This is a genomic window from Mycobacterium attenuatum, assembly GCF_900566085.1.
GTDB classification, from domain to species: Bacteria; Actinomycetota; Actinomycetes; order Mycobacteriales; family Mycobacteriaceae; genus Mycobacterium; species Mycobacterium attenuatum.
This window is the reverse complement of sequence record NZ_UPHT01000042.1, coordinates 66,520-85,728: the sequence shown is the minus strand read 5'-3', so window position 1 is coordinate 85,728 and position 19,209 is coordinate 66,520. Positions and strand designations below refer to the sequence as shown.

At 67.2% G+C, this 19,209-nt stretch carries 11 protein-coding genes and 5 pseudogenes; 7 read left to right on the top strand and 9 right to left on the bottom strand.

The annotated features are described in order from the left end of the window. Nucleotides 1-945, top strand: a pseudogene (locus tag EET13_RS32245) (PE-PGRS family protein); the annotation flags it as partial. Nucleotides 946-1,065: 120 nt separating this feature from the next. Here EET13_RS32245 and EET13_RS06510 read toward each other — a convergent pair. Continuing rightward, entirely contained in the window at nucleotides 1,066-1,740 is a 675-nt protein-coding gene (locus tag EET13_RS06510) for a cation efflux transmembrane domain-containing protein (RefSeq protein WP_122441503.1), read from the bottom strand. Between the two features lie 216 nt (nucleotides 1,741-1,956). On the opposite strand from EET13_RS06510, the gene EET13_RS06505 reads away from it, so the two are divergent. Both EET13_RS06505 and EET13_RS06500 read left to right on the top strand, forming a co-directional pair. Further along, a complete protein-coding gene (locus tag EET13_RS06505; RefSeq protein WP_122441502.1) occupies nucleotides 1,957-3,141 on the top strand; it encodes a CoA transferase in 1,185 nt (394 codons plus the stop codon). Nucleotides 3,142-3,371: 230 nt separating this feature from the next. Next, the gene (locus EET13_RS06500; RefSeq protein ID WP_122441501.1) at nucleotides 3,372-5,612 is read left to right on the top strand and encodes a SulP family inorganic anion transporter; all 2,241 of its coding nucleotides are present in this window, start codon (nucleotides 3,372-3,374) and stop codon (nucleotides 5,610-5,612) included. A gap of 3 nt (nucleotides 5,613-5,615) precedes the next feature. Here the strand turns inward: EET13_RS06500 and EET13_RS06495 are convergent, their stop codons facing one another. Next, the gene (locus tag EET13_RS06495; protein WP_425294009.1) at nucleotides 5,616-7,544 is read right to left on the bottom strand and encodes a serine/threonine-protein kinase PknD; all 1,929 of its coding nucleotides are present in this window, start codon (nucleotides 7,542-7,544) and stop codon (nucleotides 5,616-5,618) included. 90 nt (nucleotides 7,545-7,634) lie between these two features. Further along, nucleotides 7,635-8,735, bottom strand: coding sequence for a phosphate ABC transporter substrate-binding protein PstS (gene pstS, locus EET13_RS06490; RefSeq protein WP_122441499.1), 1,101 nt, complete (start codon nucleotides 8,733-8,735; stop codon nucleotides 7,635-7,637). A 160-nt stretch (nucleotides 8,736-8,895) separates the two neighbouring features. On the opposite strand from pstS (EET13_RS06490), the pseudogene EET13_RS06485 reads away from it, so the two are divergent. The 4 pseudogenes from EET13_RS06485 to EET13_RS06470 all read left to right on the top strand — a co-directional run bounded on the left by EET13_RS06485 (nucleotide 8,896) and on the right by EET13_RS06470 (nucleotide 12,663). Further along, nucleotides 8,896-9,748 (top strand): annotated as a pseudogene (locus tag EET13_RS06485) (ATP-binding cassette domain-containing protein). A 35-nt stretch (nucleotides 9,749-9,783) separates the two neighbouring features. Then, nucleotides 9,784-10,883 (top strand): annotated as a pseudogene (gene pstS / locus EET13_RS06480) (phosphate ABC transporter substrate-binding protein PstS). Between the two features lie 92 nt (nucleotides 10,884-10,975). Next, a pseudogene (locus EET13_RS06475) lies at nucleotides 10,976-11,819 on the top strand (ABC transporter permease). A 1-nt stretch (nucleotide 11,820) separates the two neighbouring features. Then, nucleotides 11,821-12,663, top strand: a pseudogene (locus EET13_RS06470) (PstA family ABC transporter permease). Between the two features lie 11 nt (nucleotides 12,664-12,674). Here EET13_RS06470 and EET13_RS06465 read toward each other — a convergent pair. The 6 genes from EET13_RS06465 to EET13_RS06440 form a co-directional block, all read right to left on the bottom strand. Further along, nucleotides 12,675-13,115 carry a response regulator gene (locus tag EET13_RS06465; protein ID WP_122441498.1) on the bottom strand — a complete coding sequence of 147 codons (441 nt, stop codon included), beginning with the start codon at nucleotides 13,113-13,115 and terminating at the stop codon, nucleotides 12,675-12,677. Next, the gene (locus EET13_RS06460) at nucleotides 13,112-14,752 is read right to left on the bottom strand and encodes a sensor histidine kinase (RefSeq protein ID WP_122441497.1); all 1,641 of its coding nucleotides are present in this window, start codon (nucleotides 14,750-14,752) and stop codon (nucleotides 13,112-13,114) included. Before EET13_RS06460 ends, EET13_RS06465 begins: the two co-directional genes overlap by 4 nt. Further along, nucleotides 14,749-15,990 (bottom strand): PP2C family protein-serine/threonine phosphatase, encoded by a 1,242-nt coding sequence (locus tag EET13_RS06455; RefSeq protein WP_122441496.1) that lies wholly within the window; start codon nucleotides 15,988-15,990, stop codon nucleotides 14,749-14,751. Before EET13_RS06455 ends, EET13_RS06460 begins: the two co-directional genes overlap by 4 nt. Before the next feature lie 190 nt (nucleotides 15,991-16,180). Beyond that, nucleotides 16,181-17,350, bottom strand: coding sequence for an acyl-CoA dehydrogenase (locus EET13_RS06450; RefSeq protein WP_122441495.1), 1,170 nt, complete (start codon nucleotides 17,348-17,350; stop codon nucleotides 16,181-16,183). Nucleotides 17,351-17,373: 23 nt separating this feature from the next. Further along, nucleotides 17,374-17,889, bottom strand: a complete 516-nt coding sequence (gene purE, locus EET13_RS06445; protein ID WP_122441494.1) for a 5-(carboxyamino)imidazole ribonucleotide mutase — start codon at nucleotides 17,887-17,889, stop codon at nucleotides 17,374-17,376. Continuing rightward, the gene (locus EET13_RS06440; protein WP_122441513.1) at nucleotides 17,882-19,159 is read right to left on the bottom strand and encodes a 5-(carboxyamino)imidazole ribonucleotide synthase; all 1,278 of its coding nucleotides are present in this window, start codon (nucleotides 19,157-19,159) and stop codon (nucleotides 17,882-17,884) included. The genes purE and EET13_RS06440 overlap by 8 nt, the downstream gene beginning before the upstream one ends. Between the last annotated feature and the right edge of the window lie 50 nt (nucleotides 19,160-19,209).

The following is a 19,209-nucleotide window of genomic DNA, read 5'->3' as shown; positions in this document are numbered from 1 at the left end:
GCAACCCACTACGGAACCGGCAGTGCTACCGGCGGCGACGGGGGGCGTGGCGGCGCCGGAGTCTCGGGCGGGAGCGGCGGCAACGGCGGGTCGGCCAACAACTACGGGACCGGCAACGCTACCGGCGGCACGGGGGCCGACGGCGCCCTGGCCTCGGGCGGCCAGGGCGCAACCGGCGGCAACGGCGGCAAGGGTGGCGACGCGAATATCAACAGCAGTGCCTCCGACGGTAACGCCACCGCCGGCAACGGCGGCGCCGGCGCTAATGGCTACTCCGGCGGCGGAAACGGCGGCAACGGTGGTAGCGCCTCCACCCTCGGAATCGGACAAACCTCAGCCGGTCGGGGCGGCAACGGCGGCAACGGCACCGCCAGCAACACCGGCACCGGCGGCAGCGGCGGCAACGGCGGCAACGCCACAATGAACAATGCCCATAACATTTGGTATGCCCTTGCCGGAGACGGCGGGAACGGCGGCAACGGTTTCAACGCAACTGCTGGTTACAGTAACGGCGGCAACGGCGGCAACGCCACCAACCTGGCCGGTGCCAACAATGCGACCTACGGCGGCAAGGGCGGTAACGGCGGCACCGGCATCATTTACGCCGGAAACGGCGGATCCGGCGGGACGGCGTCGAGCCTGGCTGGCGACGCTTGGGGCGGCTTGGGCGGCACCGGCGGCACCGGCGGCACCGGCGGCAACGGCGGCCAAGGCGGTTCTGCAACGACTGCGCACGATAGCGAAATAGCCTGGGGAGGCAGTGGCGGCAACGGCGGCGACAGCCAGTCCGCTGGCGCCACGGGCGGCGGTGGAGGTAACGGCGGTAACGCCACTGCAAGCGAGTTGAACCTGGCTATCGCAGGGCAAGGCGGAAGCGGTGGACAAGGCGGACCCGGCGGTAAAGCCGGTCAATCCGGCTCCGCGGGCAAAAGTTCCGCCAACTGAGGCGTTCATCTGCGTCTGACGGGGCTGAGAACTGTTGACTAGCTCAGCAATTGGTGTGCAGCGGAACGGGCTGAAGCGCCCTTGACGTAGTCGAGGTCTTGGTCACCTCCTCTTCTCGCGTCAGCAGCCGCAGTCGTGACCCTGCCAGGACCGGACACCCTGCCACACGGCGACACCGGAGATGGCGAGTCCGATGACCGGGTCGACCCACCAGCCGCCGGGCCAGCCTGCCGTGATCGCCAGGCCCAGCAGCACCCCCGCGGCCTGCGCGGCGCACAGGTAGTTCTGGGTGCCTTCGCCCTCGGTGGCCCCCGATTTCAGGCGGCCGCCCAGTTTGTGGTTGGCCCAGCCCAGCATCGGCATGAGCACCAGCGCGATGGCCGTCAACGCGATGCCCAGCAACGAGGTTTCGGCGTGCTGGCGGCCGACCAGGTGGTGCAGGGATTCGGCGGCGATGTAGGGGGCGGTCAGCCAGAACGACACCGCGACACCACGTTGCGCCCGCCGCTCGGCGGTCGGCGACAGCGTGCGGTCGCCGGTGAAGCGCCACAGCACCATGGCGCTGGCCAGGCCCTCGGAGCCGCCGGCAAGAGCCCACCCGGTCAATGCCACGGATCGCACCGACAGGCCCTGCCACAACCCAATGGCACCCTCGATGAGCAACACCGCCAGGCTGACCCACGCCAGCCGGCGGGCCCACAAGACGTTGTGCTGCCATTCGGAATCCCGCTCGACCGCCGGCATTGCGGGTGTGGCCCCATGGCAGTGGTCGGTCTGCGAGATCCCGGTATCCATCCCGACGATGTTAGAGGCAAGGCCGACGCGGTGCCGGTTCGACCGGCCCACTGTTACCGAAGCGATGGTGATTACGCTGACTGACCACAAGCCTGCGGCCGTCGAGAAGATCGCCGAAGGGGCGCGCCGCCAGGATGGGCCGACGGCCGAGAACTGTACGGCGGTGCTGCGCCGGCAGGCGACGGCACGTGAGGCACGACCAGGAAGGGCTCGCCGATGCCGAAGGACACAGCTGCCAAGCCACTCGACGGGTTTCGGATACTCGATTTCACCCAGAACGTCGCCGGGCCGCTCGCCGGCCAGGTGCTGGCCGACCTGGGTGCCGAGGTGATCAAGATCGAGGCGCCCGGCGGTGAGGCGGCGCGCCACATCACCGCGGTCCTTCCCGGACGGCCGCCGCTGCCCACGTATTTTCTGCCCAACAACCGCGGCAAGAAGTCGGTAACGGTGGATCTGACCACCGACGCGGCCAGGCAGCAGATACTGCGGCTCGCCGACACCGCCGATGTGGTGCTGGAAGGTTTTCGCCCGGGCGTCATGGAGCGCATGGGCCTGGGTCCCGACGACTTGCGCGCACGCAATCCGAAACTGGTCTACGCGCGCCTGTCGGCATTCGGTGGCAACGGCCCGCACGGCAACCGGCCGGGGGTGGACCTGATGGTTGCCGCCGAGGCCGGGATGACCACCGGAATGCCCACCCCGGATGGCAAGCCGCAGATCATCCCGTTCCAGCTGGTCGACAACGCCAGCGGCCACGTGCTGGCCCAAGCGGTGCTGGCCGCGCTGCTCAACCGCGAGCGCCACGGGGTGGCCGACACCGTCCGGGTAGCCATGTACGACGTCGCGGTGGGCCTGCAGGCCAACCAGCTGACCATGCATCTGAACAAGACCAGCGGCGACCGGCCGAAACCCGAAAAGGCACCACAACCCAAGCGGCGCAAGGGAGTTGGCTTTGCCACCCAGCCGTCAGACGCGTACCGCGCCGCCGACGGATATCTGTTGATCAGCGCCTATGTGCCCAAGCATTGGAACAAGCTGTGCCAGCTGATCGGCCGGCCCGATCTCCTCGACGACGAGCGGTTCGTCGACCAGCGCGCGCGGGCGATCCACTATCACGAGCTGACCGACGAGCTGCAATCGGCACTGGCCGCCAGGTCCGCCGCCGAATGGGTGGAGCTGCTGCAAGACGCCGGCCTGATGGCCTGCCTTCCCTATACCTGGAAGCAGGTCGTCGACACCGCGCTGTTCGCCGAGAATGAGCTGGCCGTCGAAGTCGGCCGCGGGAACCACGCCGTCACCGTGATCCGGACGCCGGCGCGCTACTCGAGCTTCAGCGCGGTGGTCGCCGAGTCACCGCCGGCCGCCGGAGAGCACAACGACGTGTTTCTGACTGAACCCTAAATTCCGGTGTCACCGTCGACAGCTTTCTTTGAGTTGCCGATGAGTTGACCTACCGGCGGTGACCGCGTTCAGACCCCTCGTAGAGGATTACATGGTCGTATTCCATACCCGCACATATTCACTACTTACTCAATATGAACTCTCGTCTTCCAAGCCGTGGACAGCAGAGCCTGGCGACGGGGAAGCGGTCTGCCGCCGATGACCTCTTGATCGGTTCGAGGAGCCACGATATGAGTGCTGCTATCAAGGACTCCGCCCTACGTACCGGAACCCGGTCACGGTCGATGTTAGTTAACCTGCGGCACGACATTCCGGCATCGCTTGTCGTCTTCCTGGTCGCGCTGCCGCTGTCGCTGGGGATCGCGATCGCCTCGGGAGCCCCGCTGGTCGCGGGTCTGATCGCGGCAGTGGTAGGCGGCATTGTCGCGGGAACCATCGGCGGGTCGTCGGTTCAGGTCAGCGGGCCGGCTGCGGGCCTGACCGTGGTGGTCGCCGGGCTGATCGACCAACTCGGCTGGCCGATGTTGTGCCTGATGACCATCGGGGCAGGTGCCCTGCAGATCGGGTTCGGGGTGAGCCGGATGGCCCGCGGGGCGCTCGCCATTGCTCCGGTGGTGGTGCACGCCATGCTGGCCGGCATCGGCATCACCATCGCGTTGCAGCAGATTCACGTGCTGGTGGGTGGTTCGTCCCGGAGCTCGGCATGGCAGAACATCGTGGCTTTACCCAACGGCCTCCTGCATCACGAACTGCACGAGGTGATCGTCGGCGGGACGGTCATCGCCATTTTGCTGTCGTGGTCGAAGCTGCCGGCCAAGCTGCGAATGGTTCCGGGCGCTCTGGTGGCCATCGTCGCGGCGACCGCGCTGGCGCAGGCCACCGGATTGGACGTTGAGCGAGTTATGTTGTCCGGCAACTTTTTCGAGGCCATCAGCTTGCCCAATCTTCCAGCCATGTCCCCCGACGGCCGCCCGTGGACTCAGGAGATCGGCGCCATCGTCATCGGGGTCGTCACTATCGCGCTGATCGCCAGCGTCGAATCGCTGCTGTGCGCAGTCGGTGTCGACAAGCTGCATAAGGGGCCCCGCACCAACTTCAACCGGGAAATGATCGGGCAGGGCAGCGCGAACATGGTGTCCGGACTCTTGGGTGGCCTGCCCATCACCGGGGTTATCGTCCGCAGTTCGGCCAATGTGGCGGCCGGCGCCCGAACTCGGATGTCGGCGATATTGCACGGGGTATGGGTCCTGTTGTTCGCGTCGCTGTTCACCAACCTGGTGGAACTCATTCCCAAGGCGGCGTTGGCCGGCCTGCTCATTGTGATCGGCATCCAGCTGGTCAAGTTGGCTCACATCCGAATCGCTTTGCGCACCGGCAATTTCGTCATCTACACCATCACCATCCTCTGTGTCGTGTTCCTCAACCTGCTCGAAGGCGTGGCGATCGGGCTGGCGGTCGCAATCCTGTTCCTGCTGATCCGGGTGGTACGTGCGCCGATCGAGGCCAAGCCGGTGGGCGAAGAGGCCAAGCATTGGCGGGTTGACATCGACGGCACGCTGAGCTTCCTGCTGCTGCCGCGCCTGACGCACGTGCTCTCGACGCTGCCGCCAGGTGTCGATGTGACGCTGAACCTGAACGCCGACTACATCGATCACGCGGTGTCCGAGGCGATTTCGGACTGGAAAACCGCCCATGAGGCAACCGGCGGATCGGTCGCCATCATCGAGTCGTCGCCGGCGAACATGATCAGCGCGCACAGCAGTCCGCCGAAGCGTCACTTCGGGACCACGTCGCTGCGGGATGTCGCATGGCCGTCGCGGCGCGACAAGCATCCCGAACGCGCGTCCATCCTCCACGGCGTCGAGGAGTACCACCGCAACGGCGCCAGGGCACTGCACCACCAGGTGCGCGCGCTGACCGGTCCGCCGAACCCGGACACGCTGTTTCTCACCTGTGCCGACTCACGGATCCTGCCGGACGTCATCACCGCCAGCCGCCCCGGTGACCTCTACATCATCCGCAACGTCGGCAACCTGGTACCGACCGATCCCGCCGAGCATTCCGTCGACGCGGCGCTGGACTTCGCGGTCAACAAGCTGGACGTGAGTTCGGTTGTGGTGTGCGGACATTCGTCATGCCACGCGCTGCAGGTGCTGCTGGAGCCGACCAGTGCCCTGGGGCCCTATGGCCAGTGGCTGCAGCATGCACACGAAAGCCTGGCCGCATTCCGCGATAACCATCCGGCCCGGCTCAGCGCGGTGTCCAACGGCTTCACCGACGCCGACCAACTGGCCGTTGTCAACGTCGCCGTCCAGACGGAAAGGCTGTCCCGCAACCCGATTCTGGCCCCGGCGGTGGCTTCCGGAGCGGTCCGAATCGTCGGGATGTTCTTCGATCTCTCGACGGGCCGGGTGCACGAGGTGGACCGCAGCGGCATCGTGTTCCTGGAAGAGCCGGCCGGCGCGCAGTAGCGCTCAGCGCGTCAGTTTGACCGCCCGGTCGTTGCCGCGGTCGGCGACGTACACATTCCCCGACCCGTCAACCGCGACCGCCAGCGGGGTATTGAGGCCGGTGAACGGCAGCACCGTCTGGGTGTTCGACCCGGCGTCCAGCTTCACCACATCGTTCTTGTTGTGCTCGGTGACGTAGACGTTGCCCACCGTGTCCACCGCGATACCCCACGGCACGGAGAGTTGGCGGAAGGCCAGCACGGTCTGGCTGTTGGACCCGCCATCCAGCTTGACCACCCGGTTGTTGTCGGTGTCGGTGACGTAGACAGCGCCGGCGCCGTCCACCGCCACACCGTCGGGGTTCTTCAGGCCGTCGAAGGGCAGCACGGTCTGGGTTTTGGCGCCCGCCGCCAGCTTGACCACTCTGCTGTTGCCACGGTCGGCGACATACACGCTGCCCTGCGCATCCACGGCCACCCCTTCGGGATAGTTGAGGCCGTCGAACGGCAGCACCGTCTGGCTGTTGGAGCCGGCGGGCAGCATCACCACCCGGTTATTGAAATCGGTGACGTACACCGCGCCGGAGCCGTCCACCGCCAGCCCCTGCGGCTGGTAAAGCCCGGTGAATGGCAGCACCGTCGCGGTGCTCGACCCCTTCGTCAACTCCACGACCCGGCCGTACATGCCCTCGCTGGTGACGTAGACGTTGCCGGCGCTGTCGACTGCAACGCCGCCCGGCGAGAGCCGGAAGTCGATGCCCTTGAACGGCAGCACGGTCTGCCCGGACGCCGGCGTCGAGGGGTGCGACGGGCGGGTCACCACATACCCGATCGCGGTGGCGACGAGGAGCACTGCGACGGCTCCCATCACGATCCACAGCGTGCGCTTGGAGCGGCGCTGGGGCGCGGCCGGTGCGAAGTCGGGCGCCGGCGCGCGGGGTGGCTGGCCGAACCCGGGCGCCCCGGCCGGGCCCGCGGGCGGCGCTGGTCTGGGCTGGTCACGCCAGCTGCCGGTGCCCAATGCCGAAGGCACGGGCCCCGCCATCGTCTCGGCGCGGGGCGAGGGCTGGGCCGGGCTCAACGGGACGCCGGCGGAGCCGGGCGCGCGGTAGCCGGGTGCACCGCCCGGTCCGAGCGGCGGGTGCGCGTCCTGGTCCAGCCGCCGCAGAATCGTGGTGGCCTGGTCCTGTTCGGGCGCGCTCAGCGCCGCGTGGGCGGCAGCTGCCAGCTCGCCGGCGCTGCGGTAGCGCTCCCCGGGATTCTTGGCCATGCCTTTGGCGATCACCTCGTCGAACGCCTGCGGAACGTGCCCGGGCCGCAACCGGCTGGGCTGCGGAGCGGGCTGGGTCAGATGCGCGCCGACGGCCCGTTCGATGCTGTCGGCCGGATACGGCGGCGACCCGGTCAAGCATTCGTTCAGCACGCACGCCAGCGAATAGATATCGGCCCGATACGTGACCTCGTCGCCGGTGAACCGCTCCGGAGCCATGTAGCTGTAGGTGCCCATCGCGATCCCGGCCCGGGTCAGCCCCGGATCGGTGGCCGCGCGGGCGATGCCGAAGTCCACCAGATAGGCGAAGTCATCGGCGGTGACCAGGATGTTCTCCGGTTTGACGTCGCGGTGGGTCACGCCGGTGAGGTGCGCGGCATCCAGCGCGGCCGCGATCTGGCGCACGATGGCCACCGCACGCGCCGGGCTCAACGGCCCGGCCCGCTTCACCAGCGTGGCCAAGTCGGTGCCGTCGACCAGCCGCATCTCCAGGAACAGCTTGCCGTCGATCTCGCCGTAGTCATGGATGGGAACCACGTGCGGCTCGGTCAGCCGTCCCGCGGCGTCGGCCTCACGTTGCATGCGGGCGCGAAACACCGGGTCGCCGGAAAATTCCGGGGAGATCAGCTTCAGCGCCACCACCCGGTGCTTACGGGTGTCCTCAGCCTCGTAGACCTCCCCCATCCCGCCGCGGCCCAGCAATCGCCTCAGCTCATAGGGCCCGAACCGGGCCCCCGTCCGCGCATCGGTCACGGCCGAGCTCCCTTCACCGCATCACGAGATAGCATTGACCGCTTTCGACAACTTGGCCTGAAACGAGGTCGGCAACGGGATGGATCCGTACTGTTCCAGGCCGTCCTGACCCGGCCCGATCGCGGCCTGCATGAACGCCCTGACCGCTTTGCCCGTCGCCGCGTCCGGGTATTTGGAGCACACGATCTCATAGGTCGCCAGCACGATCGGGTAGGCGCCGGCCTGCGTCGGCTTGTAGAACGACGACGTGTCGAGCACCAGGTCGTTGCCCTGGCCCTGGAAGCGCGCCCCGGCGATCGTCTTGCCAACCGAGTCGGTCGTGATCAGCACCGGGTCCGGGCCCGCTGAGGTGATGATGCCGGCCATGTGCAGCTGCTTGCCCACGGCAAATGACCACTCGTTGTAAGTGATCGACCCGTCGGTCGTCTCCAGCAGCGCCGACGTGCCGTTATTGCCGGCGGCGCCGTCACCGACTCCCCCCTTGAACGTCTCGCCGACGCCTTTGCCCCAGGCGCCATCAGATGCCCCGTCGAGGTACTTCTGGAAGTTGGCCGTGGTGCCAGATTTGTCGCTGCGGAAGATGACGTGGATGGGCGTCGGCGGCAGGCCGGTGTCGGCGTTGAGGGCTTTGATCGCGGGATCGTCCCATCTGGTGATGGTGCCGTTGAAGATCTTCGCGGTGGTGGGCCCGTCCAGGTTCAGCTTGCTCACGCCCTTGACGTTGTAGGTCACCGCGATCGGGCCGAACACCGTGGGCAGGTCCCACGCCGGTGAACCGCACCGGGCCGCGGCCCGGTCGGGCTGACCGGTCGTCGGGTCCAGCGGCACGTCGGAGCCCGCGAGATCGGTCCGGTTGTTGACGAACTCCTCAACCCCGGCTCCCGAGCCGTTCGCGTTGTAGTCCAGCGTGTAACCCGGGCACGCCCGGATGTAGGCGTAGACGAACTGCTCGATCGCGTTCTGTTGCGCGGTGGAGCCGGCGTCCTGGAGTTCCTTCTTGCCGCCGCAGTCGATCTTCGCGGCGGCGCTGCCGTTATGCCCGCCACATGCCGGCAACACCAGTACGGCCGCGGTGAGCAGGCACACTATGGCGCTCGGGACGCCAGGTCGGTTGAACCTCACGGAACTCCTCTACACCCACGTCGCCACAGGCCGCGAGCCGAACCGGAACCGCTCCTGCGAAACGTATGAACGAAAAGGTGAATATGTAAACCTTCGCGGGTAAACGGAAGGGTGACAAGGGGCATCGCCGGGCGCGGAACGGAAGGGGCATCGGCTGCCGATGGATGCTGAAGAGCCCGACGCCACGACCGGCGCTGCCGCCGATGAGGCCGTCGCGCCGGTGATGCGGACGGTCAACCGGACCCTCGGCTTCGGAGCCAAGACGGTGCTCGACGAGGTGAGCCTGGACTTTCCCGCGCGCGCGGTGACCTCACTACTGAGACCCGCCGGTTCGGGCAAGACGACGTTCTTGCGAACCCCGAATCGGATGAACGACAAAGTTTCTGGATACCGGCATACCGGTGAGGTCTTGCTGGGCGGCCGCAGCATTTTCGAAAAGCGCGACCTGATGGAGTTTCGCCGCAGGGTCACCATGCTGTTCCAGCGTCCCAATCCCTTTCCCATGTTCATCCGCGTCCATCTGCGACAACGTGGTCGCCGGTGTGCGCGCCCACAAGATAGTGCCACGACGGGAATTCGGCCACGTTGCCGAGGCTCGGCTGACCGAGGTGGGCCTTTGGCCCGCGGTCAAAGACCGGCTCGGTGATTCGCCGTTTCGGCTCTCCGGCGGCCAGCAGCAGCTGCTGTGTCTGGCCCGCGCGCTTGCGGTCAACCCCGAGGTGCTGCTGCTCGACGAGCCCACTTCCGCACTGGACCCGACGACGACCGAAAAGATCGAAGGGCTCATCCCATCGCTGGCGCGCCGCCTGACCGTGATCATCGTGACCCATGACTTGGCCCAAGCCGCACACATCGGAGACCGGACCGCTTTGTTCTTCGACGGCAGGCTGGTCGAGGAGGGTCCCACCGAACAGGTGTTCCGGTCACCGCAGCATGAGCAAACCGCTCGATACTTCTCCGCATTTCAGCCGACCGTGGCCGCGTCGGCGTCGTCGAGCACCGCGGGTGGATAGCCGACGAGCGAAGAACACGAAGAAAGGTGGGGCTGATGAAGATTCGGTTGCGTGCGGTCTTGGTCGCGGTGCCGGTCCTGCTCTTGGTGGCCTGCGGATCGAACAGCACCGGCAGTTCCCCGAATGCCGCAGGCACAGTCGCGACGACGCCCGCAACGTCACAGGTGGCGTTGTCGGAGACCGACAGCACGCTGCCCTATCCGTTGTTCAACCTGTGGGGTCCGGCCTATCACGCGAAGTATCCGAGCGTCACGATCACCACCCAGGGCACCGGGTCGGGCACCGGGATCGCCCAGGCCGCCGCCGGCGCGGTCAACATCGGCGCTTCCGACGCCTACCTGTCCGAGGGTGACATGACGGCCCATCACGGGCTGATGAACATCGCGCTGGCCATTTCCGCTCAGCAGATCAACGACAACCTGCCCGGTCTCAGCGAGCACCTCAAACTCAACGGCAAGGTGCTGGCGACGATGTATCAGGGCACCGTCAAGACCTGGAACGACCCCCAGATCGCCGCTCTTAATCCCGGGGTGAACCTGCCGCCCACCCCGATGGTCCCGTTGCATCGTTCCGACGGATCCGGCGACACCTTCTTGTTCACCCAATATCTGTCGAAGCAAGATCCCGACGGCTGGGGTAAGTCGCCCGGCTTCGGCACCACCGTCGACTTTCCGGCCGTGCCGGGCGCGCTGGGCGAAAACGGCAACGGCGGCATGGTCACCGGCTGCGCCGACACCGCGGACTGCGTCGCTTACATCGGAATCAGCTACCTCGACCAATCCAAAAGGGGCTGGGTGAGGCCCAATTAGCCAACGCCGCAAGCAATTTCCTGCTGCCCGACGCGCACAGCATCCAGGCCGCGGCGGCCAGGTTCACTACCTCGATGCCGGCCAACCAGGTGATCTCGCTGATCAACGGGCCCGCCCCCGACGGCTACCCGATGATCAACTACGAGTACGCCATCGTGAACAGCAACCAAAAGGATGCCGCCACCGCCCAGACATTGCAGGCGTTCCTGCACTGGGCTATCACCGACGGCAACGGCACCGACTTCCCGAATCAGGTTCACTTCCAACCACTGCCGGCCTCGGTGGTGAAGCTGTCCGACGCCCAGATCGCCAAGATCTCCGGGTAAGGGTGGCTGCGACAACCCTTTCCGGGCAGCCCGCACCTGGCGGCGACACCAGGGCACCGGCCCTGCGGCGCAGCCTCGGCCGCGACGGCTCCATGATCCGCTGGGCCGGCGGTGCCGCTGCGGTAATCCCGTTGCTTGCTCTCGGGTTCGTGCTGGTGACGCTGGTCATCGAGGCGCTGCCGGCGATCAGGTTCAACGGGTTGCACTTATTCACCGGCACGGACTGGGACCCCGGCAATCTCTACGACCAGGCCGTTGTCACCAACGGTGTGGCACATCCGCCGGGGGCTCGTTACGGGGCGTTGCCGCTCATTGTCGGCACCCTGGCAACCTGGCGATCGCCGTGGTGATCGCGGTGCCGGTGTCGGTGGGGCGGCGTTGGCGATCACCCAGCAGCTACCGAAACGGCTGGCCTCGGCCGTCGACATGACACTCGAGCTGCTCGCCGGCATTCCCAGCGTCGTTGTCGGGCTATGGGGCGCAATGACTTTCGGGCCATTCATCTCCCGATACGTCGCACCGGTGATCGTTCGCAACACTCCCGACGTGCCGGTGCTCTCCTATTTCCGCGGCGACACCGGAAACGGCCAGGGCATGCTGTGTCCGGCCTGCTGCTCGCGGTGATGATCATTTCCCATTGTCGCCAGTACCACCCGGGACCTGATTCGGCAGGGCCGCCGCTACCCCAGGAGGGCGCCACCGCGCCGGGCATGTCGGAGTGGGAACGTGCGCGCCGGGTCAAACATGACCACCATCGCCGCCACCATAGTGTCCCAACTGGATTCGGCGCTCACCGACTCCACCAAGCTCGCCGTGAAGACCCTCGCTGAGGCGGGTCTGGTGCTGATGGTGATCACCTTGCTGACCAACGTGGCCGCCCGCGCGCTGGTGCGCCGCACCTGCACAACCGCGCTGCCGGTGGGACGAGGCGTCTGAGATGACCCGACGCAAGATCGCCAACACGCTGTTCCGGGCGGCGTGCCTGGGGGCTCTGGTCGTGGTGATCGCCCCGACGTTACGGATGCTGATCGGGGTCATCAGCCGGGCGGTGCCGGTGTTCCATTTCAGCGTGCTGACCCAAAACACCAAGGGCAACGGCGGCGGGCTGCGCAACGCCATCATCGGCACCGTGGTCCTGGACGCCGCGGTGCTGCTGGTGGGCGGCACCGTCAGCGTGCTGGCTGGGCTCTAGCTATCCGAATTCGCTTCCGGACGAAGGCTTTCCATTCTCCGCGGCGCTTACGAGGTGCTGTCCGGCATCCCGTCCATCGTGCTGGGTTACGTCGGCTACCTGGCGCTGGTGCTGTATTTCGACTGGGGATTCTCGTTGGCCGCAGGGGTGTTGACGTTGTCGGTGCTGAGCATTCCGTACATCACCAAAGCCACCGAGTCCGCGCTGGGCCAGGTGCCGACGTCCTACCGGGAGGGGGCGACGGCACTGGGCCTGCCGTTCGCCTGGACGCTGCGCAAGATCGTGCTGAAGTCCGCACTGCCCGGAATCGTCACCGGCATGCTGGTGGCACTCGCGCTGGCGGTCGGCGAAACGGCGCCGATGCTCTACACCGCGGGCTGGTCCAATCTGCCGTCGACCGGACAGCTCACCGGATCGCCGGTCGGTTACTTGACCTATCCGATTTGGACGTTCTACAACGTGCCGTCGAAATCGGCGCAAGACCTGTCCTACGACGCGGCGCTGTTGTTGATCGTCTTCGTAGGGCTGCTGATAATCGTCGGCCGGCTGATCAGCTGGGTCGCCCGTCTGCATGCGGAATCTCGTTGAACGGCAAGCGCTTAGCCCGGCGGTAGCCGCACCACCTGCAGAAAGAACTCGTCGATCTGGCGTACCGCGGTCATGAACTGGTCGAGGTCGACCGGCTTGGTGACGTAGGCGTTGGCGTGCAGCTTGTAGCTGCGCAAGATGTCCTCCTCGGCCGCGGAGGTGGTGAGTACGACGACCGGGATACGAGACAGGTCGGGGTCCGACTTGATCTTCTCGAGCAGCTGCCGGCCGTCGTATTTCGGCAGGTTCAGGTCCAGCAAGATCAGATCGGGCCGCGGCGCATCGTGGAACTCACCGCGCCGGTAAAGATAGTTCAGTCCCTCCTCCCCGTCGTGTGCGACGTGGAGTCTGTTCTTGACTTTGTTGTGCTCGAACGCTTCTCGAGTAATGAGCTCGTCGCCCGGATCGTCTTCGACGAGCAGGATGTCGATGGGGCGACCTGGTGTGGTCATTCGGTTGGTCCTTTCGCAACGGACAGGGATCTTCCGCCGGCCCCCGCCGCGCCGACGCCCGCGGCATCGGCGCCGTCGGGCGCGGCAATGGGTAGCGTGAACTGGAAGCGCGTTCCATCGGTGAACGACGTGTCGATCCAGACGACGCCGCCGTGGTACTCGACGATTTTGCGGCACAGCGCAAGACCCAAACCCGTTCCGCTGTAGGCGTCTCGGCCGTGCAGCCGTTGGAAGATGATGAAGACCTTGTCGGTGAATTCCTCCGGGATGCCGATCCCGTTGTCGGTCACGCTGAACACCCATTGACCGGTGCGCTCGCCGCTGCCTTGCCGGCAGTCGACGACGACCCGCGGTACGCGGTCTTGACGGCGGAACTTGATCGCATTGCCAATCAGGTTCTGCCACAACATCGTCAGCAGCGTCGGGTCACCCACGATCCGCGGCAGCGGCTCGGCGGGGCGCACGATGTCGGCGTCGGATTCCTCGATCGCGGTGGCGAGGTTGCCCAGCGCCGCTTCCAGGGTGGTGTCGAGGTCGACGTCGGTGCTCGTGGTGCCCAGCCGGCCGACGCGGGAGAACCTGAGCAGGTCGTTGATGAGCACCTGCATGCGTTTGGCCCCGTCGACCGCATAGCCGATGTATTCGATGCCGCGCTCGTCGAGCTGATCACCGTAACGCTTTTCGAGGAGCTGACAGAACGCGGCGACCTTGCGTAGCGGTTCTTGCAGATCGTGGGAGGCGACATAGGCGAACTGCTCCAGTTCGGCGTTGGAACGCCGCAATTCGAGGGCCTGCTCGTCCAGTTGCGCCCGGGCCGAGTGCGATGCCTCGAGCTCTTCGACTATCCGCTGCCGCATGTTCTCGACGTCGATGGCGATGCCCCGGATGTCTTTGGGTCTGCTGGGCGGGGTGATGGCTTCGCCGAAGTTGCCTTCGGTGACCCGCCGGCATGCCCCCGCCAGGGCGGCCAGCGGCAGCGTCACCGCACGTCGGACCAGAAGCCCCAGCAGCGCCGCCGTGACGAAGAACACCACAACCATCGCGGCCAGGACCCGGTCGCGCCAGTCGTCCATGCGCTGCAGCCGGTCCGCCGCTTGTTCCCGGGCCTCGGCCAGATGCTGATTCTGCACTTGGAAGAGCTCACGCAGCCGGTCAAATTGGGCCTTGCCTAGTGCCGCGATGGCGCTGTTGACCACGATCGGGGTGTCCGGGGTCACCTGCGCGATCAGCGGTTGCGCATAGCTGGTCCGCCAGGCGGCGATGGCGTTTTCGACAGCGTCCAGATCAGCCAGCAGATCGGGGCGGTGAGCGAGCCGGCGCCGGATGTCGTCGGCGGCCGCCTGTTCGGCGCGTTGTCCCTCGTAGTAGGGGCCGAGGAACTGCTTGTCGGCCGAGATCAGGTAGCCGCGGATGCCCGTTTCCTGGTCGCGCAATGCCGATTGCAGTTGGCAGGCCGCCACCCGCGACGGCGCAATGTCGTCGCGCAGTTGGCGCGACAACTCGTCGGTGCGGTTCAGCAACAGCGCACCGGCCACCGCGCCCGCGAGCACCATCACGCCCATGACCGCCAGCACCAGCGCTTGCCACCCGCGCACGGTGAGTTCTATTCGCCGCCGAGCCAACCCGCCGGCGGTCATCGGTTCGTGGGTTCCACGCGCAGCACCGCGATGTCGTCGGTGAGCCCGCCGAGCGCCTGGGCACGCTGCTGTACCCCGTCGATCAGCGCGTCGACGAACGCCGGACCGGGCAGCGCAGCGTGCGAACGGGCCAGCGCCAGCAGGCCGTCCTCACCGAGGCGTTGCCGCCCGCACCCCGAATACCCCTCGAAGAGCCCGTCGGTGAGCAGCAGCAGCCCGTGGCCGGCGGGCAATGCCAGCTCATGCTGCGGCCAGTCGCGCTGACCGTCCCGCAGGTGCAGACCCAGCGCCGGCCCGCCCGGTGGCTCGAGCCAGTCCACGGTTCCGCTGCCGTGCAACAACATCCCCGGATGACCGGCCCGGATCACCTTGATGCGGCTGCGGCGCGGGGATCCAGCCGGAATGGTCAGGCTCAGCACCGTCGCGAAGATCCCTTCACCGGTGCGTTCGGCGCGTAGCACCTGCTCCAGCCGCCGCATCCGGTCAACGCCGTCGACGCCGGCGAGTGTGAGGGCACGCCAGGCGATCCGCAGCGCCGCGCCCAGCGCGGCCTCGTTGGGGCCGTGCCCCGCGACGTCACCGATCAGCACATGGACCACCCGGTCCGGGGTTTGGACGACGTCGTAGAAGTCCCCGCACAGCAGGGCATCTTCACGGCTCGGCCGGTAGCGGGCCACGATGTCGACGCCCGGGCGGTCCAACAGCAGCGGAGAAGGCAGCAGGCCACGTTCCAGCAGCGCATTCTCACGCGCTCGAAGCCGGCTTGCATGCAGGTCGGCGGCAATCAGCTCGGCACGTTTGCGCTCGATGGCATACAGCAGTGCGCGCCGCAGCATTTCGGGTTCGACCCGCCCCTTGACCAAGTAGTCCTGCGCCCCTGCCGCCACCGCCGTGGCGCCGAAGTACTCATCGCTTAGCCCGGTGAGCACGACGATCGGCACGGTGGCATCGCGGTTGGCGATGCGGTCCAGTGCATCCATCCCGCTGGCGTCGGGAAGGTTCAGATCCAGCAGCACGCAGTCGGGCCGGCCGGCGTCCAGCTCATGCTCGGCGGCCGCCATCGAGGGCGCCCACCGCACCTCGATCTCGGCGACCGCGTCGGCGATCAGGTTTTCGACGAGGACGGCGTCGGCCCGATCGTCTTCGATCAACAGCAAAGACAACGACTGCCACTGCGCTGCGGGGTCGATGCTGGAACCCGGCTCGGGCGTCAGGTCGCGCTCATGCGGTGCGCGCACAGATAACCACGCCTTCTACCTCACTCCCCCTGGCCGCGGTGTACCCGTTTGCTCGAGTCCGACGATGACCGACAATATCTCGGTTGTGCCCACACATGCTTCCCGCCCCGACGGTCGGCAGCGCCACGAACTCGACTTTACTGAGGGATCCTGAGCCTGGGACGGCGTCGTCGGGCGTTGGCGGGACGTGTCAGCGCAGCAGCGCCCTGGACATCACCACTCGCTGGATCTGGTTGGTGCCCTCGTAGATCTGAGTGATCTTGGCATCGCGCATCATTCGCTCCACCGGGAAGTCGACGGTGTAGCCCGCGCCGCCGAACAGCTGTACCGCGTCGGTGGTGACCTCCATGGCCACATCGGAGGCCAGACACTTCGACGCCGCGGAGATGAAGCCCAGATTCGGCTCGCCGCGCTCGGCGCGCGCGGCAGCGGAGTAGACCATCAACCGGGCCGCCTCCACCTTCATCGCCATGTCGGCGAGCATGAATTGCACGGCCTGGAAGGTGCTGATCGACTCGCCGAACTGTTTGCGGTCCTTGGTGTAGGCGACGGCGGCGTCCAGCGCGCCCTGGGCGATCCCCACGGCCTGGGCGCCGATCGTGGGACGGGTGTGGTCCAGCGTGGCCAGCGCCGTCTTGAAACCGGTGCCCGGCTCGCCGATGATCCGGTCGCCCGGGATGCGGCAGTTCTCGAAGTACAGCTCTGTGGTGGGCGAACCCTTGATGCCGAGCTTGCGTTCCTTGGGACCGACGGTGAAGCCTTCGTCGTCCTTGTGCACCATGAATGCGGAGATGCCGTTGGCGCCCCGGTCCGGGTCGGTCACCGCCATCACTGTGTACCACGATGATTTGCCGCCGTTGGTGATCCAGCACTTGGCGCCGTTGAGAATCCAGTCATCGCCGTCGGCCTTCGCGCGGGTGCGCATCGAAGCCGCGTCGCTACCTGCCTCCCGCTCACTGAGGGCGTAGGACGCCATCGCCGTGCCGTCGGCGACCTGGGGCAACACCTGTTTCTTCAGCTCCTCGGAGCCGCGCAAAATCAGGCCCATGGTGCCCAGCTTGTTGACCGCGGGGATCAGCGAGGCGGACGCGTCGACGCGGGCGACCTCTTCGATGACGATGCAAGCCGCCACCGAGTCGGCTCCCTGGCCGCCATACTCCTCGGGTACGTGCACGGCGTTGAAGCCGGAGGCGTTGAGCGCATCCAGGGCCTCCTGCGGGAACCGGGAATGCTCGTCCACCTCCGCGGCATGAGGAGCGATTTCCTTTTCCGCCAGCGCACGAATCGCCGCCCGCAACTCCTGGTGCTCTTCGGGCAGCTGGAACAAATCGAACGACGGGTTTCCGGACCAACCAGCCATTGTGCGAGCCCTCCTAGTCTCCTTCAGTCGCGGGTCAACTTACCCGCACGCTTCTGCAATTCCGCATCCTTGGCCCGCACGGTCTCGGCCAGCCGGTCCTGGAATGCGATTATTCGTGCCCGCAGCTGCGGATCGGACGACCCCAGCATCCGCACCGCCAGCAGGCCGGCATTGCGCGCCCCGCCGATGGACACCGTAGCCACCGGCACCCCGGCCGGCATCTGCACGATCGACAGCAGCGAATCCAGGCCGTCGAGCCGGGCCAGCGGCACCGGCACCCCGATCACCGGCAGCGGCGTGGCGGAAGCGACCATGCCGGGCAGGTGGGCGGCGCCGCCGGCCCCGGCGATGATGACCTCGATACCGCGCTCGGCCGCGCCGCGCGCGTAGTCGAACATCGCCGCCGGCGTGCGATGCGCCGACACCACCCGGACCTCAGCCGGGACGTCGAATTCGGCCAGCGCGGCAGCGGCGTCGGCCATCACCGACCAGTCGCTGTCGCTGCCCATGATCACCCCGACGCGGGGACTGCTAGTCATGCGGATCCCATCCGTCCGTCCACTGTCCGTGTGCCAACCAGTGTGCCGCCAGCTCCGCGTGCTCACGCAACTCGGCAAGTTCGGTACCGAGGAAGTTGATGTGTCCCACCTTGCGGCCGGGCCGCTCCGCTTTGCCGTACAGGTGGACCTTCGCATCGGGCATCCGCGCGAACAGGTGGTGCAATCGCTCGTCGAGGGACATCGCTGGCGGTGCAGCGGCGCCGAGCACGTTGGCCATCACCGTCAGCGGAACTATCGGGTCGGTGTCGCCGAGCGGGTAGTCAAGTACCGCGCGCAAATGCTGCTCGAACTGACTGGTCCGGGACCCGTCCATGGTCCAGTGCCCGGAGTTGTGCGGCCGCATCGCGAGCTCGTTGACCAGCAGCGCGCCGCCGGTCGTCTCGAAGAGCTCGACGGCGAGTACCCCGACCACACCCAGTTCGGCGGCCAGCCGCAACGCCAGTTGCTGGGCGGCCCCGGCCAACTCGTCGGGCAGCTGCGGTGCGGGCGCGATCACCTGCACGCAAATGCCGTCGCGTTGCACCGTTTCGACGACCGGCCAGGCCGCGCCCTGGCCCAAGGGTGAGCGCGCCACCAGCGCCGACAGTTCCCGGCGCAGCGCCACCCGCTCCTCCACCAGCACCCCGACGCCGTTGGCCAGGTAGTCCCCGGCGATGCGGCGGGCATCGGCGAGGTCGCGTGCCATGCGCACGCCCCGGCCGTCGTAACCGCCGCGGACCGCCTTGACCACCAGCGGTGCGTCCACCTGCGCGGCGAAGGCGTCCAGTTGTTCGAGGCCGTCGGGCCTTTCGATGCCGGTGTAGCGCGGCACCGGGGCGCCCAGCGCCGCCAATTTCCGTCGCATCACGAGCTTGTCCTGGGCGTGCACCAGGGCCTGCGGCGGGGGCGCCACGTTGACTCCCTCGGCGACCAGCTTTTCCAGCAGCTCGTTGGGGACGTGCTCGTGGTCGAAGGTGAGCGCATGTGCGCCGGCCGCGACCCGGCGCAGGTCATCGATGTCGGAGTGCGACCCGATCACCACATTGGGCGTCACCTGCGCCGCCGCCTCGTCGGCCGAGGTGGCCAAGACGCGCAGGTTCTGACCCAGCGCGATGGCGGCCTGGTGGGTCATCCGGGCCAGCTGGCCACCCCCGACCATGGCCACTAGGGGGGCGACTTCCGGGGCGGCCATCGGGGCCAAGTCCGGGGCGACTTTCGGCGCCACGTCCGGGGGCACTTCCGGGGTGCGGGAACTCGGCACGGCCATCATGCTTTCATGGCCCGCGACCGGCGTGTTTCCCGGCTGCAGCACCAAATCGT